We start from the raw sequence: 26179 nt of genomic DNA, 5'->3' as shown, positions 1-26179 counted from the left end.
ACTCATCCCACAAAGGATGAAGAAGCCGGGTTTTTTAGCATGATTACGATTGAACGGAGGGTTGACTCTCCCGCCATTGTACCAATGCCTTCTCCAGACGCTGAACAGCAACGGGTACAAGCTCAGGTGGCGTATGTGTGAAATTCAGACGCATCTTATTCTTAAGGGGCTGTGATGAATAGAACACTTCACCTGGAACAAAAGCAACACCATTCTCTACTGCAAGAGGAAGTAATTCCTTCGTGTTGATCTCTTGGGAAAGCGTTAGCCATAGGAACATACCGCCTCGTGGCTCCAGAAAATGAGCTCTTTCCCAGTTCTGTGATCGGAGTTCCGCCGATAAGAGCTTCATTCGAGAATAATATTCTCGTGAGATGACACGGATATGCTGCTCAATATCGAAATGCAGCAGCAGTTCATCTAAAGCGCGCTGGTCAATGGTGCTAGAATGCAGATCAGCTGCTTGCTTTGCTTTGGCGATGGTCTTGATTAGATTGGAATTGCCGATAATCCAGCCGGTACGCAGGGCAGGGGCTACGATTTTGGAAAAAGTTCCAGTGTAAGCGACACAATAATCGCCACCATAACTTCTGTCGATGGACGCTAGTGAGGGTGGATAAAGATCTTTATTCTCCTCAAAGGTTATTTCACCGTAGGGATTATCCTCCAAGATAAGAACATTGTAGCGGCGGCAAATTTCCACCACTTTTTCACGGCGTTCCTTACTCCAGGTTGCTCCTGAAGGATTGTTGAAGGTCGGAACTGCATATAGGAGTTTGGGCCGTAATTTTTGTATTTGATCTTCCAGGTGATCTGGCAGAATGCCTTGCTCGTCATTATTTATCGTATGAATATCAGCTCGGTAAGAGCCGAGTACCTGTAAAGCTGCTAGATAAGTGGGGGCTTCAACAAGTACAGCATCACCGGGATCAAGTAGTATTTTACATAGTAGATCTATGGCTTGCTGGGAACCTGTGGTCAGAATCATCTCAGACGCTGTTACAGGGATTCCTTGCCGAGTAAGTCTTTCAGCGATTTTGTCACGTAGTGGAGTAAAGCCCTCGGTTAGTCCGTATTGAAGCGCTGAGGTATCGCTGGAGAGTACACGGTTATAAGCGTCTCGTACTGCCTCTAAGGGAAACAAATCCTCCCCAGGCAGCCCGCCCGCAAGTGAAATAATGTCATTGCCCTGTGTAACCTTTAGAATCTCACGAACGGCTGACGATCCTAGATGATTGGCTGCGGCCGAGTATTTGATATCCATAAATGAGTTCTCCACCTTTCAATTTGGTGCTATCATAATAGGAGTACTGTATAACAGTAAAGCGTTGAATATAACAGTGGAGGTGAAGGGTTCATGCATATCGATTTGATTCGCACCAGCAGTAAATCTCTGCCTCATCAAATCAGTGAAACCCTAAGTCAGCGGATCTCATCAGGATTGCTCCAGCAAGGTGTCCGGCTGCCCTCCGTAAGAAGTTTGGCTACAGCTTTGAGAGTAAGCCAGGTTACAGTAAGCAAGGCATACGATGTGCTTGAGAAGCGGGGACTTATTTATTGCAGACAAGGAAAAGGCTGCTTTGTAGCCGACCCTGAACACACCAGATGTCAGGAAGATGGTCGCTGGCAGGATGTATATGATGATTATTTGCCGCGAGCTCAGCTTTGGCGCAATTTTGATTACTCTGAAGTTAAGTATCCCTTTCATATAGCTGCAATTCATAGTGAGTTACTTCCTCTAAAAAATATTGGGGACTCCTTCGCATCATTAGTTACGCAGCAGCCGGAGCTTATGGCAACCTATGGGAACTTCCAAGGTGATCTGGAGCTGCGAGGAATTATGAGAGATCATTTAAAAACACGTGGAATTGCACTTACTTCCTCTGATGTAATGATCACAAGCGGAACTCAGCAAGGCATTGATCTGGTTGCTCGTACGTTTGTCGGACCTGGGGACACAGTGTATCTTGAGGCTCCTAGTTATACAGGAGCTATAGATGTTTTTGCAGGACGAGGTGCAGAGATGATTTTTGTACCTACGGACGGTGAAGGGATGCGGGTGGATATTCTCACAAGAATGTGTGATCAAAGACCGCCTAAGCTAATTTATACAATCCCTACTTTTCAGAATCCAAGTGGAGTAACCATGAGCATAGCAAGAAGACAACGTCTGCTGGAATTAGCCCGCAGTTACCGTTGCCTTATTGTTGAGGATGATCCATTTAGTGATTTATATTTCCATGCGCCTCCGCCGCCTACGATCAAATCGATGGATTCCGAAGGGCATGTAGTATATATGAAGAGTTTCAGTAAAGTTATTGCACCCGGCTGCAGAATTGCCTGTGTAGCCGCTAGTGGGAATATTCTGTCACGACTTATCGCTGCCAAGTCCGCAAGTGATTTAGGGAGTCCGCTGCTTACACAAAGGGCGGTACTGCCATTCATAGCGGGCAAGTATGAAACCTATGCTGCTCAGTTACGAGTTACACTCCGTGGTCGCATGGAAAAGGCGGCGAAGCTTCTGAAGCTTTACGCGCCGCCTGGAGTAAAATATATTCTCCCAGAGGGTGGTCTTAATCTCTGGCTGGAGTTGCCGGCTTCACCTGATATCGGAAGGCTACATGAGCTGGCCGAACAGGAGAGCATTTCTTTTTTACCGGGTGATGTTTGTTACTCTGCGGAGACCCCTTCCCGGCATATCCGTTTGTGTTATTCACAAATGAATGAAAAGGATATGGAGGAAGGCTTACGATTATTTCTCCGTTTACTTGGTAGATTTTTGAAGATGGGTGGTTAAGGTTGTTACTTAGAGTTACTTAATCTTTGTTTCAATTGATTCATTTGTTTTTGTACATGCTGTGGCCATAGCTGTAGTGGAACCTGATTGCCGCTAGCGGCTTGCAATGTTTTATAGATATCGACCTGACCCCAGCCAAAATATTTGTCATGCCCGGGAGTGCCTAAATCAACAGCATTTTTGGTCATAAGATCCATAACTTCCGTATTCGTTAGATTCGGATTTAGTGAACGCACCAGACCCGCCAGCGCAGCGACATGAGGACTGGCCATCGATGTACCGGATAACGCGGCATACTGGCTGTCTGGGTAAGTGCTTGCTATGCTTTCTCCGGGTGCTGCGACATCAATATAATCGCCGTAGTTGGAGAAGGAAGCTTTTTCCCCTGAAGCATTTGTTGCAGCTACTGCAATCACTTCGGGATACGCAGCAGGAAAACCTGGTCGTTCTGTATTATCATTGCCTGCAGCAGATACGAGGACGATATCTCGGTCGTAGGCATATTTGATCGCGTCATGAAGAAACTGGGAATCCGCATAGTTACCTAAACTCAAGTTTATGACTTTCGCACCGTTGTCCGCTGCCCAAATGATTCCTTCTGCAACAGAATAAGTGGTACCTGCTCCTGAATTATCGAGTGCTTTTACCGGAAGGATCTTGTTGTACCAGCTGATTCCAGCTACTCCCTCTCCATTATTGACCAGGGCGCCTATAATTCCAGATACATGTGTGCCATGTCCAACATCATCTTCTGGAGTGGAGCCATTGGTGATCGCGTTATACCCTGTCAAAAGCTTACTCTTCAAATCCGGATGATTGATCTGGACTCCGGTATCCACTACGGCTACGATCACTTCTTTACTTCCCTTAGAAAGATTCCAGCCCAGCTCCGTTTCGATCGCTGGCAGATTCCATTGATAGGTGGAGAATAACATGTCATTTGGAGTAACTGTTCCCTCTGCGTTTTTAGATATCGTATCATTGGTTAAATACATATAGTGAGGCTCCGTATATTCGGGGTGCCATTTATTGGTGAAATAGTCATTGAGCTCATAATAAGTCATCTTCTCCGAACGGAAAATATAGGCATACCCAAGCTTACGTGGCTTCTTGCCGTTGATATCAGCGGTTATCGTTTGAAGCTGCCCCGGAGTAGGTGAGTTGTTGCGGAAACGTACGACAATTTCATTCTCATAAAAATGGCTGGCGTTTTCGTTATCATGACCGGTCTTAACGGTGATATCTTTTAAATTATCGGTATGAACGGATTCTACACGGTACTTACCTTCCTTCGGATAAGGTATGAGACGCAGGTTCTTCAGCTGATGGTCTGCCACACGACCAAGCACCTTTTGGTTAATAAGTGCAATGATGCCTACATTTTTTTCTTTGTTCCGCTGAGCGATAAAGTAATATTTCTCTTTACCGATTGTAAACGTTGGAGATTCATAGGATTGATGACCATGGATCGCTGATTTCGCCGTCTTAAGATATTTTTGCAGCTGCTGATTCTCCTGTTCGGTTCCTTGAGGAAATGAAGAGGACTTAAAGGTTTCCGTTTTATGCTTGCGAAAATCAATCCACATAAGCATAGTGATAAATCCGTGGTTCTGCTGCAAACGTTTTGCATACACTGATTTATCATGAAGCGAAGTCATTCCATCCGTTTCAGAGAGGAGCTTAGTCAAATGTCTGCTGACATCCACTCTATTCAGATGATCCGTCGCATCAACATCTTGAGATAAGGAGCTTTTCTTCAATGATTTTTCCTGTGAAGGGTTTGGTGCTGAATGTAGGGCTGAAGTTGGAGCAGGATTTGGTACAGCAACATTAGCGACTTCTCTGGTCGTCGTCCCATTAGTGGCAGGACGTAGCGCAAAGGTAAGTAATACAACTGTGAACGCAGCTGTTACCAAACCTGCAACCGTTAGATTTTTACGTGACATGATTTCCGCTCCTCTACGCATTGTAATGCCTATAGGTTTAGAAGAGAGCGTATGTTTTATGCATCTTAGAAAAGGATACCTTCCTAACGTTTTTTATGATAATATCAGAGAGAATAAGCATCTTGAGTTCGCATCCTGATATTGCAGGAGATACGTCCATAGATGTTCTTTTAATTTTCAGAAGGTTAGACTTCTCTGTGTTTGCATCCTGATATTGCAAGAATAAAGAGATATGTCTAAAGACTATTTCTTCATAAGATTAACTTTATTGACTACAAGAGCAGGGAATAATAAGGGGGAGCAACCGCCATGTCAGCAGCCAATGTGCAGAAATTATGTGAATCGACGAGAGACAAACTTAAAGATGTGATTGATAAAATGGAAATTTTTCTGAACGAGCATGCATTGCCTCAGCTTGTAACAGAAGATGATGAAGAAACTGTACAATTTTATCAAGGATTTCTGTCCGATGTCCGTCATCTGTTAGTGTTCTCGGAAATGTCTTATGAGAAGCTGGGAGTTGCGCTGCGTCGTGCTACATTCGATGAATCTTTTGCGCAGAAAGCGCTTTATAATGTATATCACTATGGCGTGAATAACTTCTTCTATCCAAAGAACGAAAGCTATTCTGAAGATGGACGTTATGCTTATACTGGACAGGATGCTATCCGTTTCCGTAAAAAGCCAGTTCGTCCGGCGCGTGATATCATTCTAGAAATTACCAAGACCTATGAAGAGCTACGCGATGACCTTACTTATTATGAGAACGACTATTTGACTGAGAAACGTATGCAAAATCAGGTTTAACAGTTCACTAGTTCGTGTAAAGGATCAGCACTTCGTCATAATGACGAGGGCTGATCCTTTTTTGACGTATTAGAATTTATATATTTGGAGCCCGCACAAAGTACCTGAGTACGTATCGAAGCACCCCCCCCACTTTGTGGGGATATTTTGCGTGGGCATCGTTACATCAACTGGAAACCATCCTGTCGAATAGGGGGTAAATCGTGCGGACATAATGAAGCCGAGGTGATAAATATGTCGAGTGTAAAGCCATTAGTCAAATGCAGTGTAAGCAATTGTCATTATTGGGGCGAGCATAATTTATGCCGGGCAGAAGAAATTATTATTGAGATCGACAAGCACGCTGGCAGTGGATTTAAAGAAGAATATGCTGAAGAAATGACGAATGAAGGTCACCACGATCAAGTCGCAACATCGTCTGCAACATGCTGTTTAACATTTAAGCCGAACTCCTAGGAGGCCGCCCTAATGGACAGAGAAAAGGAACATGAATCAGGTTCATCAAATGAACAATCCGGTCCGAGAAAAGTTATTTTGCGTCCGCGCAGAGTAGACTATCCACGCCGGGACAGAGAACATCAAGAGGAATATGCCGCAGAGGTGAATCCGGTTTCGATGCCGATCCGGGATACAACACCACGCGTGGCGAGTGAAGCTAAGGAGCATGAAGAGGAATATAGTGGAAGCAAAGCGATAGGTTATACTGGGCTAGCTATGGGTATTGCCTCCTTGTTTCTCTGGTCCATCATACTTGGGCCCATTTCAGTTGTGATTGGTTATTATGCATATGCCAAGGAGCAAAAAACGCTTGGGGCATGGGCGATGGGGTTAGGGATTGTATCCACACTTAGTTACTTTGTGATGATACCCTTTGCTCGCTAAAAATGAACTGGTAAGTTTGAATTATAACAGGCTTTAGACCTAAATATCAGGGTCTGAAGTCTGTTTTTCATTCCAGCATATAGCAATAATCTCGGATAAAATGTAATATTAAGCCGTAATTCATCGAAATCTAAGGTTAGACCAATAGATATGATTCAACAGGATCAAAGGAGTGCGCCGGTATGGAGATTAATCCCGCTGTAACCAATGGGTTAGGGCAGCTTAAATGGGTAAGCTTAAAGAGTGCAACCGACAAGAGTAGCTCAGCAAATGAAACTAAAAGATCGGGCGCGTCAGCCTCTCAATTTGCAGCAATGCTTCAAGCTTTATCTTCTAACTCGTCTAATGGCGGGGATACAAGCTTCTTGACGTCACTTCCGGATGCTTCATCAGTTAGTAGCTTGTTATGGCAACAGATCGGAACAGCTGAAAGCATCGATAGTGTAATTTCCGGGGAAATAACGGATACTAAACCAACAAGCTATGATGATCTGATTCAAACGGCGAGTGCTAAGTACGGGGTGCCAGTCGATTTGATAAAAGCTGTGATTGATACAGAATCTTCCTTTAATCCAAACGTTGTCTCTTCGGCTGGTGCTAAAGGATTAATGCAATTAATGGATGGAACAGCGCGTGGTTTAGGGGTTTCTGATTCATTCAATCCTGCTCAAAATATTGATGGTGGTGTACGCTATCTGTCTTATCAATTGAAACGCTTTGACGGACAGGAAAAGATGGCATTAGCGGCTTACAATGCAGGGCCTGCAAGGGTAATTAACCTTGGAGTAAGCAATGATCAAGAATTATTGGAGAAACTTAAACTGCTCCCTAAAGAGACGCAGTCTTATCTCACTAAAATAGAACGCGCTCGCGCGGAATACGCTGTATAATAAAAAGGATCAAACAGGTATTTCCCTTAAACCACATGTTGGTATTTGGGATCACCGTTTGATCCTTTTTCGAAATTTAAAAAAGAATGATTCTGTACTTTAAAGAAGTAAAGGAGATAATCGATATATGCTTTACTGGGATTATGCCGCCGCCACACCACCCTATGAAGACGTGGTGAAGACGATGGAACAAATTATGAAGCTGCATTATGCTAACCCGTCCTCCTTACACCGTGCCGGTAGTGAAGCGGCAAAGCTGATCAGGCGTTCACGAGAAGTATGTGCAGCTGCGTTATCTGTACAACCAAAGGAGATCCTATTTACATCTGGGGCTACGGAGAGTAACAATTTAGCCATTAAAGGTGCTGCTTTGCAATATCAATCAAGAGGACGTCATCTGATAACTACAGAAATAGAGCATCCCTCTGTGTATGAAAGTTGTCTGCAGCTGCAGCAAAATGGCTGGGAGATTACTTTTGTAGCGCCTGACAGCACTGGAATGATTGATCCAGAGCGAGTGGCTGCTGCAGTACGGCGTGATACCGTACTCGTAAGTGTGATGCATGTAAATAATGAAATTGGAACAGTACAGCCGCTGATGGAGATTGGCAGGCTGATTAAATCCGTAAATCCACGAACCTTATTTCATGTGGATGGCGTTCAGGGATATGGTAAGCTTGCTGTTGACCTCAAAGGATGGAAAGCGGATCTTTACAGCTTGTCTCCTCACAAAATTCGAGGTCCTCGCGGAGCGGGGCTTCTCTATATTAAAGAAGGAATTCAACTGTTCCCTTTACTTTCAGGTGGTTCTCATGAAGAGGGACTACGTGCTGGAACTGAGAATGTACCTGCAATTGTTGCTTCTTCCAAAGCCGTGCGGATGGGTGTTGAGCAGCGCGAAACCTTCTATGCCCGATTGCTCCCACTTCGGGATCGGCTGTTACGCTTCTTGCACAGCGTTCCTGAATTTGTTATAAACAGCAGAGAGGATGGAGCCCCTCATATTGTGCATTTCTCATACCCTGGCATGAAAGGGGAAGTGTTCGCCCGTAAGCTGGAGGAACTAGGGATGGCTGTTTCTACTCGATCAGCTTGCTCCTCCCGGCTGGCAGAACCTAGTCGTGTTCTATTGTCTATGGGGAAAGATATCTCTGTAGCTTCAGGTGGCATTCGCATCAGTTTCGGTGATAGTCACACTGAAGATGATGTCGCGGCGCTTGAGAATGCACTAATTACTGCGGTACGAGCTTTAAAGATTGCTGAAGGAGGTATGAAGTAACTAATGAGTGTGATGAATCAAGAATCTGCTAAAGGCAGTGCCAATAGTATTGATTATGCCGATATGCTGCTTTTGCGTTTCGGGGAGTTTACATTAAAGGGCAAAAACCGTGCCAGATTTGAGAAAACGGTACTACGTCATGTGAAAGAAATGATTAAGCCATATCCAAAGGTGGTTCTAACCAAAGAATTTGGAAGAATTTACGTGGAACTGAATGGAGAAACTGCTGCCCCATTGGTAGAAGCATTGAAGAATGTATTCGGAATCGCTTCTGTCAGTCCGGTAAAGGTGGCCAAGTCAGATCTCGAGGATATTGTGGCTGTCAGTCGTCATTTTTTGGAGATCATCGCTCCTGCACCGGGAACTACATTTAAAGTTAATGCACGCCGGGTGTGGAAAGAGTTCCCATATGGCTCCATGGAGATGAATAAGCTAGTCTCGACACCACTGCTGCAAGGCTATTCCGGACTTACTGTGGATGTAAAGTCACCTCAATTGGAGCTGAAAGTCGAAATTCGTCAAGGTCATACTTTTATATTTTGTGAAAATATTGCTGGTGTTGGTGGATTTCCGCTTGGTACGAATGGAAAAGCGATGTTATTGCTGTCCGGAGGCATTGATAGTCCTGTAGCCGGTTGGTCATCCATGCGTCGTGGACTCGAAGTGGAGTGCGTACATTTCTATAGTTATCCTTATACGAGTGAGCTTGCCCGGCAAAAGGTGGTTGATCTTACACGGGTATTGTCACGATATGCGGGAGTCATCAAGCTACACTTAGTACCTTTTACAGAGGTGCAGACATCTTTTACCGGAATAGGTCAGGATAATCTGATTATTACGTTGATGCGACGAGCTATGCTGAGAATTACTACACAGCTTGCTGAACGTGAGGGTGCCCTCGCGATTGTAACCGGTGAAAGTCTTGGACAGGTTGCTAGCCAGACGTTACCAAGTATGAATGTGATCGGTCGTGCGACAGAACTTCCTCTTTTACGTCCGCTGGTAATGATGGACAAAAGTGATATTGTAGAGCTGTCTAAGAATATCGGCACCTATGACCTGTCAATTCTTCCTTATGAGGATTGCTGTACATTATTTGTACCTAAATCACCTACAACGAATCCGAATTTACGGATTGTAGATAAGATTGAAGCTACGCTACCTGGATATTCTGCATTGCTGGACGCAGCGATTGAAGCCACGGAGACTGTGCTGATCACTCCGTATGGAGATGAGAAGCCTAAAGATGTAGTAAGTGCTCAAGCTGGATTACAGGAAGAATGGTTCTAATATTATGAACAAAAGGCTGTCTCATTCGTAGCAACATCTACGGTTGAGGCAGCTTTTTTGAATTATTATGGCTTGATTGGCGTCTCCAGTGTCCTCCAATTAAGATGCCAACAATGATCACAAATATAAATAGAGCTCTCAATAGTGGATGCTGCTCAAAAAATGGGGATAGCTGCTGCTCATCTGTAATCATGCTTGAGGCTGTAAACCCTAGGACTGCTGAGCCAATATAAATAATCCATGGATATTTGTTGATTAATTTAATAAAGAGAGTGCTTCCCCAGACCACAATTGGAACGCTGATTAACAGTCCTATAACAACTAGAGAGATATTGTGCTTAGCGACTCCCGCAATGGCGATGACATTATCCAGCCCCATCGCAGCATCGGCTAGAATGATTGTACCCACAGCGGCCCCTAAGCTTTGACCAGCCTTGATATTCGTTGAATTGTTCTCATCTGTTAACAGCTTATAGGCAATTAGAATAAGTAAAATCCCGCCTGCCAGCAGTAACCAAGGGATTTTTAATAACCATACAACCAGAACCGTTGCGAAAATCCGTAATACGACGGCACCTGCTGTTCCAAGCACAATTGCTTTTTTTTGAGTGCTGTTCGGCAAATTACGCGCTGCAAGTCCGATGACTATGGCATTGTCTCCCGCCAGAATGAGATCTAGAAAAATAATATTGAGCAGTGATAATACAAACTCCCATATGGATGTATTCAAGGCATAGTCACCCCTAAAGTTAGTTAAGATGAGCACGAAGATATGCTTAGTTTTGTATACGCAAAAAAAGGGGCATACATGCTTTCATCCTCAAAAAAAAGTTGGACAGGAAGCATAGCTTGTCACTTCCGAACATACATGTAGTTACATGTGATTCGGGGAGGTAAAAGCGAATGGAATCATTATTGCTCCTTGGTGAAATATTGATGATCAATCTTGTGCTGAGTGGAGATAATGCTATGGTCATCGCGATGGCCAGTAAGGACCTTCCGGAGAAGCACCGGAAGATTGCGGTATGGTGGGGAGCTGCGGGAGCTGTTATTCTGCGCTGCTTGCTTACTTTTGTCGCAGTATTACTGTTGAAAATCCCTTATATCCAGGCTGGAGGAGGAATTCTGCTGCTATGGATTGCGTTCAAGCTGCTGCTGGAAGAAGAGGAGGACCTTAGAGTCGCGGAAACATCCTCCGTATGGAAATCCATCCGAACGATTCTCGTGGCTGATTTTATTATGAGTCTTGATAATGTCCTGGCAATTGCCGGTCTAGCCAAAGGGGATTTGGCTTTAATTGTCATCGGGATTGCGCTCAGCATTCCGATTGTAGTATGGGGAAGTGGTCTCATTGTGGGGTGGCTGCATAGATTTCCGATACTCGTATTTATAGGCGCTTATATTTTAGCCTTTACAGCAGGTGATATGATGCTTCAGGATGCAAAATTAGGGACAATGCTCTCCTTTTTGCTCCCATCCACGCATTCCATACTGCCGATCGCTTTAGGAATATTAGTAGTTGTTACTGGAGCAATTAAACGAAGAACAACATCAGTAGGTTAATAAATTGCAATAAAAGGCAATACTACAAGGACATCTCCATAAATTGGAATCGTCCTTTTTTTGCGTATCAGAAAGTATATATTTGGGGCCCCGCAAAGTACCTGAGTACGCATCGAAGCAAAGCGCCACTTTGTGGGGATATTTTGCATGGTCAGTGATGGCATTTTGTGTATGTTTCAGATAATATATGAATAAGAATCCTGTCGTTTTCTGGGTATGAGACGGCAAGGTAATGAGGTAGACGTGAATTTGAAGGGATGGGTGAAGGATGTCTTCCAAGAATGACATGAGACTAGGTATATTCATTGTAGCTGCGGGCGTCTTGATTTTATTCGGTAAGCTGGGGGTCTTCGGATTTTTGGGACGAGCCCTTTGGCCGCTAGTGATTTTACTTCCAGGATTGGTTCTACATATGTTATTTTTTAGCCGCCGCGCTTCGGCAACAGTATTGATTCCCGCGGGAATATTAACGGTATATGGTTTATTGTTTGGTCTTTGCAATATATGGGGATGGGGGCTTATGAAATATTTATGGCCTGTGCTTCTGCTCGGCATTGCCGTAGGTCTGTATGAATATTCCATAAATTCTCCAAGACGGTCAGGGGGACTATCTGCAATTGCTGTAATATTAGGCGTTCTAAGCATAGCGCTTTGTATTTTCAGTCTTATGGGTACGGGTGTGATCTATCTAATTGGTATTGTATTCATCGTGGCAGGAATTTGGCTGATTACAGGTCGGGGTAGAACTCGTGGCCGAAATAGATGGTATCGAAGTTAATTAATGTTGGATCTTGTGAAAAAAAACGGAATTTGCCAACTGTTTTTTTCATAAAAAGACTTGCTTTTCATAGTGCTTTCACTATAATATTAATGTTATGTTGAAGCGTCGGCTTTCTGCCTGGCGCTTCTTTTGTGAGACTGCCGTGACATGCTAAGAATTTTAACAGTTTTAATTTGATAAATGAGAGGATTTGGATACAAATCATGCATTCAAGAAAAGATATTCGCAACATTGCGATCATTGCCCACGTTGACCATGGCAAAACAACACTCGTCGATCAGCTTCTTCAGCAATCGGGGATCTTCAGCGCACACGAACACGTACAAGAACGCGCTATGGACTCTAACGATATCGAGCGGGAACGCGGAATTACAATCCTAGCTAAAAATACAGCAATTACTTATAAAGAGTTTTTGATCAATATTGTGGATACACCTGGACACGCTGACTTCGGTGGCGAAGTAGAACGGATTATGAAAATGGTTGACGGTGTATTGCTGGTTGTTGATGCTTATGAAGGCTGCATGCCGCAAACGAAATTCGTTCTGCGTAAAGCATTGGAACAAAAACTTACACCGATCGTTGTCGTGAACAAGATTGACCGTCCAGCTGCTCGTCCTAAGGAAGTTATTGATGAAGTGCTCGATTTGTTCATCGAACTTGAAGCAAATGACGAACAATTGGAATTCCCGGTTGTCTATGCATCTGCTCTTAATGGTACATCAAGCATGGTTCCTGAGAAGCAAGATGAGACAATGCTTTCACTTTACGAAACAATCGTTGAGCATATCCCAGCTCCAACTGAAAGTGTAGAAGACCCGCTTCAATTCCTCGTAACGTTGATGGATTATAACGAATACTTGGGTCGTATTGCTATTGGCCGTGTAAACCGCGGTGTGATCAAACAAGGTCAATCTGTAACTGTAATTATGCGTGACGGTAAGAGTAAAACCGCACGTATTGAGAAATTGTTCGGGTTCCAAGGTTTAAAACGTATTGAAACAGAAGAAGCGGGCGCAGGGGATATCGTTGCTATCGCAGGGATCAAGGACATTAACATTGGTGAGACCATTGCTGATCCAGCGAATCCAGAAGCACTGCCTGTTCTTAAGATCGACGAGCCTACGATGCAAATGACTTTCCTTGTGAATAACAGTCCTTTTGCTGGTAAAGAAGGTAAATGGGTAACTTCTCGTAAACTGCGTGAGCGTCTCTTTAAAGAACTTGAGACAGATGTGAGTTTGCGTGTGGATGAAACGGATAGTCCTGATGCATTTATCGTTTCTGGACGCGGTGAGCTTCACCTTGGTATTCTGATCGAGAATATGCGTCGTGAAGGTTATGAAATGCAAGTTTCTAAACCACAAGTAATCATTAAAGAAATCGATGGTGTTAAATCGGAGCCACTTGAGCGTCTTATGATTGACATTCCTGAAGAAAGCATGGGCTCTGTTATGGAAAGTCTGGGCACTCGCAAAGCCGAAATGGTCAACATGATTAACAACGGTACGGGTCAAGTACGTCTGGAGTTCCTGATTCCTGCACGTGGTTTGATTGGTTACAACACTTACTTCTTGACTTTGACACGTGGTTACGGCGTTATGAACCATGCTTTTGACAGCTACGCTCCACTGGTTGCTGGTCAAGTTGGCGGACGTCATCAAGGTGTGCTTGTAGCCAGTGAGACTGGATCAACAACACAATATGGAATAGTGGGCGTTGAGGATCGTGGTATTCTCTTCTTGGATGCAGGTACAGAAATTTATGAAGGTATGATCGTAGGCGAGCATACCCGTGATAACGATATTATCGTTAACATCTGTAGAGAAAAAGCACTTACCAACATGCGTACCTCAGGTAAGGACGATACTGTAAAAATGAAGACACCACGTACCTTCTCTTTGGAAGGCGCACTTGAATATTTGAATGATGATGAATATTGTGAAATCACACCTAAATCCATTCGCTTGCGCAAAAAGATTCTGAACAAAGGCGAACGCGAACGTGTAGAGAAGCAACGTAAAATGGCACAAGCAAACGCGTAAGATCAGCTTATTATAGTAAAGAGCCGTCGGAGGTTTAACTTTCGGCGGTTTTTTTTATAACAAAAACTTCCCTTACTGATGATATAATGTAAACGTATCTTAAATTTGGGAGGAGTGCGGTATCTATGCAAGTCTGGTTTGCTGAGCATCCAATCGTCGCTTATATTGTTATTTTTATATTGCTTACATTTGTGTATAATCAGGTATTTCGTGTGAATCAAAAGTTATCGATTGGCAAAGAGATTATGCTGTACATAATGATGGCAATCGGCTCCGGCATGCTCCTCATTTTTCAACATGATAAGCTACCGATCATTCAGTGTCTGCTGGTCGCCGTCGGATTAATGCTGATGGTACGGATACGTTATATCGTAGAAGCTCGACAGAAGAGAAAGGCTGCAGCTGCAGCAAAAAGACAGTAATCGAAACTTTTACTGCTTATGCAACGTCTATTTAAGTGTAGCAATTTTAATTCCAAATGAAATGAAGAGGACTTTATTCTACTATGAGTACACGAAACAGCAGTTTACCTCCACGAGCAAGTGGTCAACAACCGAATAATAGAAAACAGCCTGTGAAGGGTGCTCCTAAGAAAAAAAAGAAGAAACCGCAAAAGAGAGGCTTTTTTGGCAGATTAGTTAGAATCCTGTTAACCTTACTCATTATTGCGATTCTTGGCGTATTGGGCTACGGGGGCTATCTGTATTGGAAGCTTGAAAATGGGGTCTTTAATGCAGGTAGTAAAGGAACGGTTGCCCCAGGACATTCGGCTACAGAAAAACCACTGACGATGCTTATCCTGGGTACGGATAATAGACCAAAACATCAATCTAGATTGACAGATGTTATTATGGTTGCAGCGCTTAATCCTAAGACAAAATCAGCAACCATTGTCTCTCTTCCACGCGATACCTTAGTTGAGCTCAATGGATACAAGCAAACGAAGATTAACGAATTCTATGCTCGCTTTAAGGGGAAAGAAGATTCTTCTGGTATTTTGGCAGAAGATGAGATGAAGACAATGATGGGGAAATATCTAGATATTGACGTAGATTATACAACGATTCTGGATTTTCAAGGCTTCCGCGATGTGGTGGACGAGCTTGGTGGAGTCAAAGTCAACATTAGTGATAATATGTGTTATACAGACAGCGTTGACGGTACGAATATCAATTTGAAAAAAGGTCCGGCGGAGCTTGATGGAGATAAAGCGCTAGATTATGTGCGATACCGTAAATCTAATTGCAAGCCTAAGACTAAGGGTTCAGACGATTTTGATCGGAACAAACGTCAGAATGAGGTCCTTCATTCACTGGTGGATCAGATGCAATCGCTTGGTGGAGTATTAAAAATAGGCAAGGTACTTGACGCAGTGGATAGTAATATGAAGACTGATATCGAAAATTCGCAGATTAAAGATATGATTGCGACTTATTGGAAGATTTCCAAAGATGATATCGAATTCAAGCCCGTGACTGGAACGTGGCGAAGTCCGTATGTATATATTAATGATGAGGAGCTTGAGGCTGCCAAGAAAAGCTTGCAGGATCGATTAGCAGGAGTTTCTGCTAATTCCACTTCAGAATCCACTGAGGCGCCTTAAAATCCTTAATAACACTTCGCCCTAAAATTGAATGCAAGTTTCAGCCTGTGCTATAATATAATAAATTGAATGAATTTACGCCGCATAGGGGGCCAGTACTTATGTCCGAAGCCGTTGCTCAGCTGAACGAAACCTTGTTATCGATGCTGCAATCGGAAACTTTTGTTCTTCTCAACACAGTTGATGCGGAATCAGGAGGTCCAACGTCCACGGCCATTTCGTGGATTTATGCAGTTAGTCCTAGTACTGTGCGTCTGGCTGTAGATCATCGTTCCAGACTCGTGAACAACATGAAGGTCAACCCGTTAGTAACCGTCACTGTGTTCGGTGAGGGCACTGTCTATGCTATTAACGGCAATGCCGTTGTAAAGCAGGATCCACTTCAGGATGTACCTTTCAAGATGTGCTGCTTTGATGTTGAAATTATGGCGGTGCGTAACGCGCTTTTTTATGGAGCGCAGCTTGAATCCGCCCCAAGATATGCAAAGGTTTATGATGGACGTGCCGCTGAGAAGCTGGACGGACAAGTATTTGCTGCCATGAAAAAAGCCTAGTGAGAATATCACTGGGCTTTTTTTGTCCTCTACTGTGCATTTTTAATCGGCTTAGTATCCTCTGGCAGCTGCGGCATGATTCGACCGATGATATCAGCCAGTTCGGATGAGAATCCGGAAATTGGATGTCCTTGAGAGATGTGACGGCTCATGTCCGCTAAGCGGCTGGAGAGATCCATATCGGCAGTGACAAGTGCACGTACGCTTCTAGGGTCTTTGCGGATAGCTTCCGCTACAGAATATTTAATGCTTCCAACACGTGATCGGTCTAGAGAACCTTCTACGTCAAGACCTACAATGGCTACCTTGTTCATGACTACACAGTGTGCACCATTCACACCAGGAACTCTTTTGGCCAACTGTTCAAAATGGTCCTTAAGTGCAATTTCACTTTCGCCCTTAACACTGACGGTGTGACCAGCTTTTGAGGTGGCCTTAGGATTAGTTGCACCATCGTTGGCCAATTGCCGAACCTCATGGTTTCCCGTACCCTTTACAGCATTCGCAGATTGTTTATTCTGAGGAGAGGGTGATGTCTTTTTATTAGCGATACCGCAGCTTGTCAATAGCAGCAGTACCAGCAACAGACACATTGATTTTCTCATATGTGATTACTCCTTTCAGCCAAGATCGTTTCTGTACCTTATCTTTTCCCTTGGCGGAAAGAGTTATGTATGATCAATCAAACCAGGCGCTGTGGAGGGGATAATATGAACAAGATATTTGTGCTAGATACCAACGTGCTTTTGCACGACCCCAATTCGATTTTCTCTTTCAAGGAGCATGAGGTGGTTATTCCGGCGGTTGTGCTGGAAGAAATCGACTCCAAAAAGCGCAACGCTGACGAAATCGGTCGAAATGCCCGCACGGTTTCCCGATTGCTCGATGGACTTCGTGAGCTAGGTCATTTGCATAGTGGTGTGGAGCTGGAGCATGGAGGCAAGCTGAAGGTAGAACTTAACCATCGCAGTTTTGTGAAGGTACAGGAAATGTTTGGTGAGGTATCTAACGACAATCGGATTTTGGCTGTAGCTCTCAACTATTTAATCGAAGAGAAAGAGAAGCCTGATCCGCGTCCCGTAGTGCTTGTGAGTAAGGATGTGCTGGTTCGCATTAAAGCGGATGTGCTAGGAATTACGCCAGAGGATTACTTGTCAGATCGTACTGGAGATTTAAATGAACTTTACACTGGTTACCAATCTCTGCAGGTACATCCGGCATTGATTGATGAATATTACAGTCACCGCTCTTTAACGGTTAAACAGCTCGGGTTGTCGTATCCCTTGTACCCTCATGAATTTGTGATCCTCAAGGATGAGATAGGCACGGGCAAATCAGCTCTTCTCAAAGTGAATAGTGATGCGACCCGTCTGGAGCCGCTTTATCTGGGCAATGATTCAGTTTGGGGGATCAGCGCCCGAAATGCTCAGCAACGAATGGCATTGGAGCTGCTTCTCAATGATGAAATCCCGCTTGTAACCATTACGGGTAAGGCTGGTACAGGGAAGACATTATTAGCGCTTGCTGCCGGACTATTCAAAGTTGAGGATGAGCATAAATACAAAAAACTGCTTATTGCTCGTCCAGTAGTTCCTATGGGTAAAGACATTGGTTATTTACCCGGAGAGAAGGATGAGAAGCTCAGACCCTGGATGCAGCCTATTTATGATAATCTGGAGTTTCTGTTCGACACCAAAAAAGCTGGCGATATCGATAAAATCTTAATGGGCTTAGGCAGCATACAGGTAGAAGCCTTAACTTATATTCGTGGCCGTTCAATCCCTGCGCAGTTCATTATTATTGATGAAGCTCAGAACCTTTCCCGTCATGAGGTGAAGACAATCGTCTCCAGAGCGGGTGAAGGAAGCAAAGTGATTCTTATGGGGGATCCGGAGCAAATCGATCATCCGTATCTGGATGCTGCGAGTAACGGACTTAGTTATATTGTTGAGAAGTTTAAGCAGCAAGGGATTAGCGGACATATTACTTTGGAAAAAGGCGAGCGTTCCCGCCTAGCCCAATTGGCAGCGGATCTTCTCTAACCTTCAATCCTCTTTTCAGCCGGGAGAAGCATAAACTCCCGGCTTTTTCCTGCCCGCCGAAAAACGGCGGAGGGAATTAACGGTTGTGGTGCTTTAGATTGAGCGCGGTCAGCGGAGGGGGAGGAATTGTTCTGTAGAAGCGTTAGCGCTCGCCTTTGTCTCCGGATTTATACCGTTTAGGAATATAATCCATAAATCTGGAGACAACAGCGATCGGAAGAATAATCCGCACACGGAGCGCCCTTAGCGCTAAGATCACCCAGTCTTTTAATTGTCTTCGTCGTTTCCCCTATATAATAGAAAGAGAACGTTTTCACATTCTAAAGACAAGCAGCGGCTGGTTTGGTAAAATAGGGGTGACGAATCATGGGAAGGTGGGGAATTGTGCTGAAACGCAAAAATTATTGGCTGCTTTTTGCAATTTTACTACTATCGCTGACAAGCTTGTCACCCAGTATGGAATTGAGTACCAATAACGACCCACATCCTATGAAAAAACCACAAAGTCAGTCGACAAACCCCTCTTCAGGGGAAGAGGGAACTATAGATAGCCTGCGCATAACAGTATCGTTAAATAGTGAGGAATTCAATGAACTGGAGCTTTTAAGCAATCGTTATACTTTAGAAAGTGGAGTAAAGGTAATATTAAGAAATATTGATAGCGAGGATGCAGACGAAGTTTTGAAGCATGATCTAACCATCGGGGATAGCCCGGATATCGTTATGGCGGATGGACGAAGTATTCTCGACTGGGCAACACGTGGATATTTATTGCCGGTGGATGTGTATCAGAGCATTCCGGGAACTGCACCGTTAACTCAGTTAATCCCATGGATGCAATGGAACGGATATAATTGGGGAGTGCCGCTGGATATTGACCCTTATGTACTTGTTTATTCACCACAGCGTCTTGCGGAACTGGGATTCACTACCTTACCAAGAAGTCTGGAACAGTGGAACACGTTGCTTCAGAATGTGCTTAAAGAGCAAGGAAAATATTTGCTCGCAATGGATACACGTAATCCATATGGATTATCCGCTGTTATGGAGAGTATGAACAGCAGCTTGCTATCGGATAATCAAGAAGTGATAAATTGGACTCAGAATGCTCGCAGTTATTTTTACCTTACCAGTCGATATAACAAAGATGTTTGGGATATGATTCAGAGCGGAAGCGTCGCTGTTGCTGCTCTACCGCTATCTGAGTGGAAAAAACACGGGAATTCATCTTTAGTTGCTGAAGCACCACTGACCGCAAGTAACGGGAGAGGACTTGAATCTTATTACAGCCGTTCCTTTGCACTTCCAGCTCAATCCCCAAATCCAAAGGAAGCCGTGAATTGGCTGACGTTTATCACTTCTGAGGATTCTCAAATGGATTGGCTGGAGAACACGGGAAGCTTGCCTGCGCTGGATGTCCTTTATCGTTCAGAGCATGATTTCAAATATAGGCTTCCTTTTGGAGTCGAATTATTACTGACAGAAGAAACCGCCCCGGAGGTCGAATTCCAAGGCGGCTGGAGTAAGATTGTTGAAGCAGTATCCTTACTGCTTACAGGAAAAATGGATGCGGCCGGGTACAAAGATTTCATCAAGGAAGGCTTAGAATGAGATAGAAAGTTTAACTTGGAGGACGCCTTCTTTACTATCTACTTCTGTGGCGCGGAGGAAAGAAACGATTTTTCCAGGGTAAAAGCCTAAATCAAATTCCTCCTCAAGTGTTCTTCTAGTGGTGTCAGGTAATTCGAGACCATTAAATACAACATGATCTACTTGGAATATAAGTCCGTTGATGGGTTCTTCCTGTATGATGTAGTGACCGGTTAATGAAAGGGCTAAAGCACCACTTTTTCCTGTGGCAGTAATCGTTCCGTCATTAAAATGAAATGCGAAATCGTTAAATAGCTTATTCTGGGACTGAAGGAATTCGTTTAAATCCTCTTCCTTCAGATTCAGAACATAAGTCATCCCCTTACGAGTAAGAACTCCCTCTCGATTCTGGACAAACTGCGGTAATTTATTCATTGCGGAAGACAATGCTTTGAAGTAGGTCTTTACCTCGCGCAAACCAATATTCTCCCAATATAATGTGAATTCTTGAAGTAGAGCACTCATATTATCAGGATCACTACTGTCTTTAATCCCGCCTTCAATTTCTTTATTGAGCGCGGCTACCCGAATTTTCTGTTCCTCCAGAGCGGTTCGCAGCTGTGCAAGATCCTTCGAGCTGCGCTGTGCAGTCTGGAGGGTCTTCTTTAGATCCTTATATTGGTCCTCGTATTGTGTGAGAATGTTGCGGTCATTTCCGATAATAATTTCATAATAATCGAATAGTGCCAGGAATCTGCTAATGCTCTTCGCGGATAGAAATGCGGCCAAGAGACCGTCTCTATCCCCCATATAATAAGAACGAAGGACCGCGCCTGCACGCTCTCGTTGGTTTGCGATGGCAGATTTTTTCTGGATAGCTTGCTCTTCTAGGTAATCTACCTTTTCTTCAAGCGCTTTTTGTTCAGCTGTAATCTTGATGATCTCCCGTTCGATTTCTGCGGAAGATAAGGTCTGCTCCAGAAGTTTACGGGTTTCTTCATTATCTGGTATAGAGGAATTGAAAAAAGAACCGCTAGGATCGGCAGACAGGTACATCGTAGATTGTAACGGAAATAATGTACAGCAGAAGAGAATTAGTATGGTTGCCATCATGCGGCTTTGGGCATTGCGGGAGCGCACCACACCACCACCTTTTTTTTGAATTTAAGATAAGAAATTATCTGTTTCACTCCATAAATCATCCTTCTATTTCTCGTAGAAACGGAAACTGTCTGTAAAAGACGGCAAAACCGGTTCTTCCTGAATGGATATATGTATGTACTAATAATATGTTTAACACTTCTAAAATAGCATACATACAAAAAATCCCCACAAAGTGAGGCTATCCTTCAATGCGTACACAGGTATTTGGGGGACCTCATATATAATATATTAACTGATAAACAAAAAAACGGAAGTGATCCTTATTAGATAAGGACCTCATCCGCTTCAAGAGAGTACTGCAATTTATAGTGGAAGACCCATTTGAAAGATCGTCCAATAGCTGAAACCGGTGAAAGTCAAAATCATGTATGCCCAGAAAAGTAGGACATAAGTTTTTTCAGTAAACTTCAAATAACCGAGAATTACGAAAAAAGCGGTTTGCAAAAAGAAAAGCAAGGCCATTTCTGTCAGACCTCCGGCGAAAGCCATCAATCCAATAGCCAATGTAAAAAAACCTAATACCCGAAACATGCGGTCCAAGAGAGAGTCCCCCTTCCAGTATGTATCTCACGAATATTCCTTCGACTTATTATACCCGTTCAGTAAAAATGTGTAAACGAATTCATTGAAAAAAATACACTAATCTTGAAAAAATGTGATTTTTATAATTGACTGAAGTGATTAGTGCTTGAAAAAAGAGAATTTATTACTTAAAGCGTATGATGTGGGCAGATAATGGAAATACAATTTAGTATCAAATAGATTCTATGAACTCTATGAGAAGCATAGAAATGGAGTAAGCAGCTTTTATCCCTATTCACTACCCGGCAGAGCTGTCGGTTATGGAGATGGTTATTTCAAGATGTTGTTAGGAGGTTTGGTTGGATGACAGCCGTTAGACAGGATGCTTGGAGTGCAGAAGATGATCTAATACTGGCAGAAGTAACCTTGCGCCACATTCGGGAGGGCAGTACACAACTTGCTGCTTTTGAAGAAGTGGGTGAGAAAATCGGCAGAACGTCGGCTGCTTGCGGATTCCGCTGGAACAGCTGTGTTCGAAAAAGCTATGAAGGTGCAATTGGAATCGCTAAAGGCCAACGTCAAAAGAGAAGTTACCTGAAAAAGCAACCGTCGGTAAGAGGAGCGCAGGTAGCGGGTCTGATTCTCGGGGATACCGATGAGGAATTCGGACGAGGCGAAGGATTAAGTGAAAACACATTATCCATTGATGCGGTTATACGTTTCCTGAGACAATGGAAAGGTACAATCCAGGAGGCAGGACGCCAGCTGAAAATGCTGGAGAGAGATTTGCGCGAGAAGGAAGATGAATTAACAGAATTAAGATCTGAGAATGAGCGGTTGTCAAAAGAGGTTAATCTTGCTCAAAGTGACTACCGGGTAGTCAATGATGATTACAAAGCTTTAATTCAGATTATGGATCGTGCGCGTAGGCTAGCTTTCTTAAACGAAGAAGAAGAAGAAATGAAGACTCGTTTTAAAATGGATGGGAATGGGAATTTAGAACGTATTGAATAAAAGATAGGCAAATTAAAACACCCGTAAGTGGTTCGCTTTATTAGCGCCATTTGCGGGCGTTTTGGTTTTGTATTGTCATTTATGGAGGACGACAACGGCGGTTCTTCTTGGTATATTAAGGCTATACTTAGAAAAATTGCGCTTGAGATCAACAGGAGGATCAGATGAAAATCGATATAATCGGTGCGGGTTCACTTGGGCTGCTTTTGGCAGGGAGGCTGACCCAGTCCGGGAATGAAGTGAGATTGTGGTGTCGAGGGGTAGAGCAGTGCCGGAAATTAAAAGATGAGGGCTTAACTGTGAGCTATGAGGATGGGCGCGATCCAATTTCGATTTCGGGGGATCGATTTGTGTCCGCACCAATAGAGGGATTTGCAGATGCCTATCTCCGTGAGGCTAGTGATTGGATCATAGTAACGGTTAAACAGGACATACTACATAATGTTTTACCTGAATTTCTAGCCCCTCTTAGGGAACAACAGGTACACATCATTTGTTTTCAAAATGGCATTGGACATATGGAGATGCTCAGTAACTTGCTGCCGAAAGCTAATTTATATGCTGCCGTAACAACAGAAGCTGCGAAGCGAAAGTCTTTAACTGAGGTCATTCATGCAGGTGCGGGGGAGGTATGGATAGGGAAATGGAGCTTAAAGGATGGACAAGCCCATAGTATACATACTGATTTACAAGTGAATTATTTAATAGAAGTTCTCATTATGGCAGGATTCTCAGCCTTTTTGTCGAATGAAGTGGATACCATGATTTACCGGAAGCTCCTAATCAATGCCGTTATTAATCCGCTCACAGCGATTTGGCGTATTCCAAATGGTGAACTGCTTGCTTCAGAAGAGCGCCTGCAGTTAATGAAAGAACTTTTTAGAGAAGCTACTATGGTATATGATGCCTTCGGAATTACTTATGATCATGATGCGTGGGATAACATTCTTAAAGTGTGCAGGACAACGGCTGGCAATACTTCGTCCATGCTGGCAGATGTTCTAGCTTCAAGAAGCACAGAAATTCATTGGATCAATGGAAGTCTTGTAGAAATGGCAGAACGCACTGGAACATTGGTTCCTTTACATCGCTTGATCTGCCAATTAGTTGAGGGAATATAGGTATGATCTCGGAGGAGAGGTGAAGCTATGGGATTGCTGATGAATTCGGTCGGTACTTTAAGTTTGATTCCAATAATACCGTTTTTAATTGTTTATTTCATTGGAAGAGGGTTAAAAAAAGATAAAAAGAAAACTTTTATGCTCGCTATGGACGTGACTACATTTTTTTTATTATTATCGGTCTCCGCATTATTTAACAACTTGTTTAATAACGGTTTTGGGTTTTATCTTATACTACTTATTGTATTAATATCCACTGGATTGATTGGAGGCGCTCAGAATCGACTGAAAGGAAAAGTAGATGGGAAGCGGTTATTTCGGGCAGTTTGGAGACTTTCCTTCTTTTTTATGAGCGTCGGATATTTATTATTTATGTTTGTAGGGCTAATTAAGTACATATCACAAGCGATGTAATGTTCCACTGCTCCGGTGAAGCGGCAACGTCACAAAAGTTTAAAGTTTTAATAAAAAAAGAATTTTCTGAAAACATACCACTAGATTTTTTTGACCACTGGTTGTATAATCATAAACCATATACCACATTCTATTTAGGGGGAACTGCTAGATGAAGAAGAGTAAAAGTCTATTGCTAATGCTTGCATTAGTACTTGTTATCGGCACAGTGCTTGCTGGCTGCGGCGGAAACAACGCAAACAGCGGCAATAAAGGTAATGCTGGTAACACTGGTAACACGGGAACTGGTAATGCGGCTACAGAAGAGAAATTGGCTGCGGACCAAACACTGAGAATCAACCTAAGCTCTGAGCCTCCAACATTTGACCCAGGATTGGCTCAAGATAGCCAAGCTCACACTGTCCTGACAACAATGTACGAAGGTCTGACTCGCATGAATGCTGAATCTGGTCAAGCTGAACCAGGTGTTGCTGAAAGCTGGGATGTTTCCGCTGACGGTCTGGTATATACTTTCAAACTCCGTGATTCACAATGGAGTAATGGCGATCCTGTAACAACAGAAGACTTCGTTCGCGCTTGGAAACGCGTGCTCGATCCTGCTGCTGCATCCGCTGCACCTTACGCTTATCAATTGTACTACATCAAAAATGCTCAAAAGTTCTACAACAAGGAAATTACCGATTTCAGTCAAGTAGGTGTCAAAGCGGTTGATGAGAAAACTCTCGAAGTTACTCTTGAAGCCCCAACTCCTTACTTCCTTGGATTGCTTTCCTTCTACACTTATTACCCTGTACACAAATCCATTGAGAGTAATCCAAAATGGGCAACAAGCAAAGATACTATGATCGTTAACGGTGCTTTCACTCTTACTGAGTGGACTACAGGTCAAACACTTGTTGTAACTAAAAACGATAAATACTGGGATAAAGATTCCATTAAACTTAACAAAATCGACTTCTCCCTTGTAAACAGCGGTGCAACTGAACTGCTCAGCTACAAGAACGGTGAATACGATCGTGCCGGTGGACCAACTGGTGAAATTCCATCAGAACAAATTCCAATCGTGCAAAAAGAACTTCCTAAAGAATTCAGCCGTAAAGGTATTGCTTCCGTATACTACTACGAATTCAATATCACTGAAAAACCTTTCACAAACGCTAAAATCCGTAAAGCTCTTGCAATGTCGATTAACCGTCAAGCTTTGATTGACAATGTAGTACAAGGTGGACAATTCCCAGCATTCGGTTATGTACCTCCGGGTATCGCTGGTGCTGATGGTGAATACCGTACAGCAGTTAAAGATAGCTATTTCACTGAAGATCTAGAACAAGCTAAAACTTTGCTTGCTGAAGGTCTGAAAGAAGAAGGTATGGATAAACTGCCTACATTCTCTTTGACTTACAACACAAGTGAAGGTCACAAGAAAATCGCTTTGGCGATTGCTGATATGTGGAAAAACAATCTTGGTATCGACGTGCAAACCGTTAACCAAGAGTGGGCTGTATTTATTGAAAACCGTCAAAATCTGAACTACCAAGTTGCACGTGCTGGTTGGACTGCGGATTACAATGATCCAATGACTTTCCTTGATATGTGGGTAACAGGTGGCGGTAACAATGATACTGGTTACGCTAACCCTGAGTATGATAAATTGATCAGCGAAGCTAAAGCAAGTACTGACTTGAAAGTACGTCAAGACAAGTTTGCAGCAGCTGAGAAATTGCTCATCGAGCAAGATCAAGTTTTGATTCCTTTGTACTACTACACTAACAACTCCCTGACTAAAGAGTACCTCAAAGGTGTTACTCTTGACTTCAGTGGTGCAATTGACTTGACTCGTGGATACTTGCTTGAGCACTAAGATTTAGCTCATGT

At 43.4% G+C, this 26179-nt stretch carries 25 protein-coding genes; 19 read left to right on the top strand and 6 right to left on the bottom strand.

The annotated features are described in order from the left end of the window. Positions 1-43: 43 nt before the first annotated feature. Positions 44-1264 (bottom strand): aminotransferase-like domain-containing protein, encoded by a 1221-nt coding sequence (locus ACFWMP_RS19950; RefSeq protein WP_042190920.1) that lies wholly within the window; start codon positions 1262-1264, stop codon positions 44-46. A 93-nt stretch (positions 1265-1357) separates the two neighbouring features. Here ACFWMP_RS19950 and pdxR point away from each other — a divergent pair, with 93 nt between their 5' ends. Further along, on the top strand, positions 1358-2797 hold the full coding sequence (pdxR, locus tag ACFWMP_RS19945) for a MocR-like pyridoxine biosynthesis transcription factor PdxR (RefSeq protein WP_339243155.1): 1440 nt from the start codon (positions 1358-1360) through the stop codon (positions 2795-2797). Between the two features lie 5 nt (positions 2798-2802). Here pdxR and ACFWMP_RS19940 read toward each other — a convergent pair whose 3' ends face one another. Continuing rightward, positions 2803-4743: a S8 family peptidase gene (locus ACFWMP_RS19940; protein ID WP_379424548.1), complete on the bottom strand. Its 1941-nt coding sequence runs from the start codon at positions 4741-4743 to the stop codon at positions 2803-2805. Between the two features lie 309 nt (positions 4744-5052). Between ACFWMP_RS19940 and ACFWMP_RS19935 the strand changes: the two genes are divergently transcribed. From ACFWMP_RS19935 to thiI, 6 genes are all read left to right on the top strand, one after another. Next, a complete protein-coding gene (locus ACFWMP_RS19935) occupies positions 5053-5550 on the top strand; it encodes a YpuI family protein (protein WP_042190914.1) in 498 nt (165 codons plus the stop codon). 234 nt (positions 5551-5784) lie between these two features. Further along, a complete protein-coding gene (locus ACFWMP_RS19930; protein WP_042190912.1) occupies positions 5785-6006 on the top strand; it encodes a DUF1540 domain-containing protein in 222 nt (73 codons plus the stop codon). Between the two features lie 12 nt (positions 6007-6018). Then, complete coding sequence (locus ACFWMP_RS19925) at positions 6019-6432, top strand: DUF5353 domain-containing protein (RefSeq protein WP_231573335.1); 414 nt, start codon at positions 6019-6021, stop codon at positions 6430-6432. Positions 6433-6614: 182 nt separating this feature from the next. Then, complete coding sequence (locus ACFWMP_RS19920; protein WP_042190910.1) at positions 6615-7322, top strand: lytic transglycosylase domain-containing protein; 708 nt, start codon at positions 6615-6617, stop codon at positions 7320-7322. A 127-nt stretch (positions 7323-7449) separates the two neighbouring features. Further along, a complete protein-coding gene (locus tag ACFWMP_RS19915; RefSeq protein WP_042190908.1) occupies positions 7450-8601 on the top strand; it encodes a cysteine desulfurase family protein in 1152 nt (383 codons plus the stop codon). A 3-nt stretch (positions 8602-8604) separates the two neighbouring features. Next, positions 8605-9891 carry a tRNA uracil 4-sulfurtransferase ThiI gene (gene thiI, locus ACFWMP_RS19910; RefSeq protein ID WP_231573334.1) on the top strand — a complete coding sequence of 429 codons (1287 nt, stop codon included), beginning with the start codon at positions 8605-8607 and terminating at the stop codon, positions 9889-9891. A 37-nt stretch (positions 9892-9928) separates the two neighbouring features. On the opposite strand, the gene ACFWMP_RS19905 is transcribed toward thiI, so the two are convergent. Beyond that, on the bottom strand, positions 9929-10621 hold the full coding sequence (locus tag ACFWMP_RS19905) for a TerC family protein (RefSeq protein WP_042190906.1): 693 nt from the start codon (positions 10619-10621) through the stop codon (positions 9929-9931). A gap of 173 nt (positions 10622-10794) precedes the next feature. Between ACFWMP_RS19905 and ACFWMP_RS19900 the strand changes: the two genes are divergently transcribed. From ACFWMP_RS19900 to ACFWMP_RS19875, 6 genes are all read left to right on the top strand, one after another. Next, positions 10795-11454 carry a TerC family protein gene (locus ACFWMP_RS19900; RefSeq protein WP_042190904.1) on the top strand — a complete coding sequence of 220 codons (660 nt, stop codon included), beginning with the start codon at positions 10795-10797 and terminating at the stop codon, positions 11452-11454. A gap of 268 nt (positions 11455-11722) precedes the next feature. Beyond that, positions 11723-12232 carry a hypothetical protein gene (locus ACFWMP_RS19895; protein WP_042190902.1) on the top strand — a complete coding sequence of 170 codons (510 nt, stop codon included), beginning with the start codon at positions 11723-11725 and terminating at the stop codon, positions 12230-12232. A 206-nt stretch (positions 12233-12438) separates the two neighbouring features. After that, positions 12439-14280: a translational GTPase TypA gene (typA, locus tag ACFWMP_RS19890; RefSeq protein WP_042190900.1), complete on the top strand. Its 1842-nt coding sequence runs from the start codon at positions 12439-12441 to the stop codon at positions 14278-14280. 125 nt (positions 14281-14405) lie between these two features. Then, on the top strand, positions 14406-14702 hold the full coding sequence (locus tag ACFWMP_RS19885; protein ID WP_042190898.1) for a YlaH-like family protein: 297 nt from the start codon (positions 14406-14408) through the stop codon (positions 14700-14702). Between the two features lie 83 nt (positions 14703-14785). Then, on the top strand, positions 14786-15883 hold the full coding sequence (locus tag ACFWMP_RS19880; RefSeq protein WP_042190896.1) for an LCP family protein: 1098 nt from the start codon (positions 14786-14788) through the stop codon (positions 15881-15883). A gap of 101 nt (positions 15884-15984) precedes the next feature. Continuing rightward, positions 15985-16437, top strand: coding sequence for a pyridoxamine 5'-phosphate oxidase family protein (locus ACFWMP_RS19875; protein ID WP_042190894.1), 453 nt, complete (start codon positions 15985-15987; stop codon positions 16435-16437). A gap of 29 nt (positions 16438-16466) precedes the next feature. Here the strand turns inward: ACFWMP_RS19875 and ACFWMP_RS19870 are convergent, their stop codons facing one another. Next, on the bottom strand, positions 16467-17042 hold the full coding sequence (locus tag ACFWMP_RS19870; RefSeq protein ID WP_042190892.1) for a YhcN/YlaJ family sporulation lipoprotein: 576 nt from the start codon (positions 17040-17042) through the stop codon (positions 16467-16469). A gap of 105 nt (positions 17043-17147) precedes the next feature. On the opposite strand from ACFWMP_RS19870, the gene ACFWMP_RS19865 reads away from it, so the two are divergent. Together ACFWMP_RS19865 and ACFWMP_RS19860 are read left to right on the top strand one after the other, a co-directional pair. After that, positions 17148-18479, top strand: coding sequence for a PhoH family protein (locus ACFWMP_RS19865; RefSeq protein WP_042190890.1), 1332 nt, complete (start codon positions 17148-17150; stop codon positions 18477-18479). Positions 18480-18845: 366 nt separating this feature from the next. Beyond that, positions 18846-20090 (top strand): extracellular solute-binding protein, encoded by a 1245-nt coding sequence (locus ACFWMP_RS19860; protein WP_379424547.1) that lies wholly within the window; start codon positions 18846-18848, stop codon positions 20088-20090. Here ACFWMP_RS19860 and ACFWMP_RS19855 read toward each other — a convergent pair. Both ACFWMP_RS19855 and ACFWMP_RS19850 read right to left on the bottom strand, forming a co-directional pair. After that, positions 20082-21209, bottom strand: coding sequence for a coiled-coil domain-containing protein (locus ACFWMP_RS19855; RefSeq protein ID WP_379424546.1), 1128 nt, complete (start codon positions 21207-21209; stop codon positions 20082-20084). The two genes, ACFWMP_RS19860 and ACFWMP_RS19855, sit on opposite strands and share 9 nt — an antisense overlap. A gap of 327 nt (positions 21210-21536) precedes the next feature. Further along, on the bottom strand, positions 21537-21773 hold the full coding sequence (locus ACFWMP_RS19850) for a DUF2626 family protein (protein ID WP_042130273.1): 237 nt from the start codon (positions 21771-21773) through the stop codon (positions 21537-21539). Positions 21774-22118: 345 nt separating this feature from the next. Between ACFWMP_RS19850 and ACFWMP_RS19845 the strand changes: the two genes are divergently transcribed. The 4 genes from ACFWMP_RS19845 to ACFWMP_RS19830 all read left to right on the top strand — a co-directional run bounded on the left by ACFWMP_RS19845 (position 22119) and on the right by ACFWMP_RS19830 (position 26165). Further along, on the top strand, positions 22119-22769 hold the full coding sequence (locus tag ACFWMP_RS19845; RefSeq protein ID WP_042130271.1) for an RsfA family transcriptional regulator: 651 nt from the start codon (positions 22119-22121) through the stop codon (positions 22767-22769). 164 nt (positions 22770-22933) lie between these two features. Beyond that, positions 22934-23890, top strand: coding sequence for a ketopantoate reductase family protein (locus tag ACFWMP_RS19840; protein WP_339243139.1), 957 nt, complete (start codon positions 22934-22936; stop codon positions 23888-23890). A 27-nt stretch (positions 23891-23917) separates the two neighbouring features. Further along, positions 23918-24304, top strand: a complete 387-nt coding sequence (locus ACFWMP_RS19835) for a DUF3397 domain-containing protein (protein WP_042190883.1) — start codon at positions 23918-23920, stop codon at positions 24302-24304. Between the two features lie 151 nt (positions 24305-24455). Continuing rightward, complete coding sequence (locus ACFWMP_RS19830; RefSeq protein ID WP_042190881.1) at positions 24456-26165, top strand: peptide ABC transporter substrate-binding protein; 1710 nt, start codon at positions 24456-24458, stop codon at positions 26163-26165. Positions 26166-26179 lie beyond the last annotated feature (14 nt).

It is taken from the genome of Paenibacillus sp. NPDC058367 (assembly GCF_042723305.1).
Taxonomy (GTDB): Bacteria; Bacillota; Bacilli; order Paenibacillales; family Paenibacillaceae; genus Paenibacillus_AQ.
This window is presented reverse-complemented; position numbering and strand designations above follow the sequence as displayed.

What these genes read in the sequence shown, in the direction of transcription:
- ACFWMP_RS19950 (WP_042190920.1), bottom strand. Translation starts at nt 1,264, where the DNA reads ATGGATATCAAATACTCGGCCGCAGCCAATCATCTAGGATCGTCAGCC.
- pdxR (WP_339243155.1), top strand. Translation starts at nt 1,358, where the DNA reads ATGCATATCGATTTGATTCGCACCAGCAGTAAATCTCTGCCTCATCAA.
- ACFWMP_RS19940 (WP_379424548.1), bottom strand. Translation starts at nt 4,743, where the DNA reads ATGTCACGTAAAAATCTAACGGTTGCAGGTTTGGTAACAGCTGCGTTC.
- ACFWMP_RS19935 (WP_042190914.1), top strand. Translation starts at nt 5,053, where the DNA reads ATGTCAGCAGCCAATGTGCAGAAATTATGTGAATCGACGAGAGACAAA.
- ACFWMP_RS19930 (WP_042190912.1), top strand. Translation starts at nt 5,785, where the DNA reads ATGTCGAGTGTAAAGCCATTAGTCAAATGCAGTGTAAGCAATTGTCAT.
- ACFWMP_RS19925 (WP_231573335.1), top strand. Translation starts at nt 6,019, where the DNA reads ATGGACAGAGAAAAGGAACATGAATCAGGTTCATCAAATGAACAATCC.
- ACFWMP_RS19920 (WP_042190910.1), top strand. Translation starts at nt 6,615, where the DNA reads ATGGAGATTAATCCCGCTGTAACCAATGGGTTAGGGCAGCTTAAATGG.
- ACFWMP_RS19915 (WP_042190908.1), top strand. Translation starts at nt 7,450, where the DNA reads ATGCTTTACTGGGATTATGCCGCCGCCACACCACCCTATGAAGACGTG.
- thiI (WP_231573334.1), top strand. Translation starts at nt 8,605, where the DNA reads ATGAGTGTGATGAATCAAGAATCTGCTAAAGGCAGTGCCAATAGTATT.
- ACFWMP_RS19900 (WP_042190904.1), top strand. Translation starts at nt 10,795, where the DNA reads ATGGAATCATTATTGCTCCTTGGTGAAATATTGATGATCAATCTTGTG.
- ACFWMP_RS19895 (WP_042190902.1), top strand. Translation starts at nt 11,723, where the DNA reads ATGTCTTCCAAGAATGACATGAGACTAGGTATATTCATTGTAGCTGCG.
- typA (WP_042190900.1), top strand. Translation starts at nt 12,439, where the DNA reads ATGCATTCAAGAAAAGATATTCGCAACATTGCGATCATTGCCCACGTT.
- ACFWMP_RS19885 (WP_042190898.1), top strand. Translation starts at nt 14,406, where the DNA reads ATGCAAGTCTGGTTTGCTGAGCATCCAATCGTCGCTTATATTGTTATT.
- ACFWMP_RS19880 (WP_042190896.1), top strand. Translation starts at nt 14,786, where the DNA reads ATGAGTACACGAAACAGCAGTTTACCTCCACGAGCAAGTGGTCAACAA.
- ACFWMP_RS19875 (WP_042190894.1), top strand. Translation starts at nt 15,985, where the DNA reads ATGTCCGAAGCCGTTGCTCAGCTGAACGAAACCTTGTTATCGATGCTG.
- ACFWMP_RS19870 (WP_042190892.1), bottom strand. Translation starts at nt 17,042, where the DNA reads ATGAGAAAATCAATGTGTCTGTTGCTGGTACTGCTGCTATTGACAAGC.
- ACFWMP_RS19865 (WP_042190890.1), top strand. Translation starts at nt 17,148, where the DNA reads ATGAACAAGATATTTGTGCTAGATACCAACGTGCTTTTGCACGACCCC.
- ACFWMP_RS19860 (WP_379424547.1), top strand. Translation starts at nt 18,846, where the DNA reads ATGGGAAGGTGGGGAATTGTGCTGAAACGCAAAAATTATTGGCTGCTT.
- ACFWMP_RS19845 (WP_042130271.1), top strand. Translation starts at nt 22,119, where the DNA reads ATGACAGCCGTTAGACAGGATGCTTGGAGTGCAGAAGATGATCTAATA.
- ACFWMP_RS19840 (WP_339243139.1), top strand. Translation starts at nt 22,934, where the DNA reads ATGAAAATCGATATAATCGGTGCGGGTTCACTTGGGCTGCTTTTGGCA.
- ACFWMP_RS19835 (WP_042190883.1), top strand. Translation starts at nt 23,918, where the DNA reads ATGGGATTGCTGATGAATTCGGTCGGTACTTTAAGTTTGATTCCAATA.
- ACFWMP_RS19830 (WP_042190881.1), top strand. Translation starts at nt 24,456, where the DNA reads ATGAAGAAGAGTAAAAGTCTATTGCTAATGCTTGCATTAGTACTTGTT.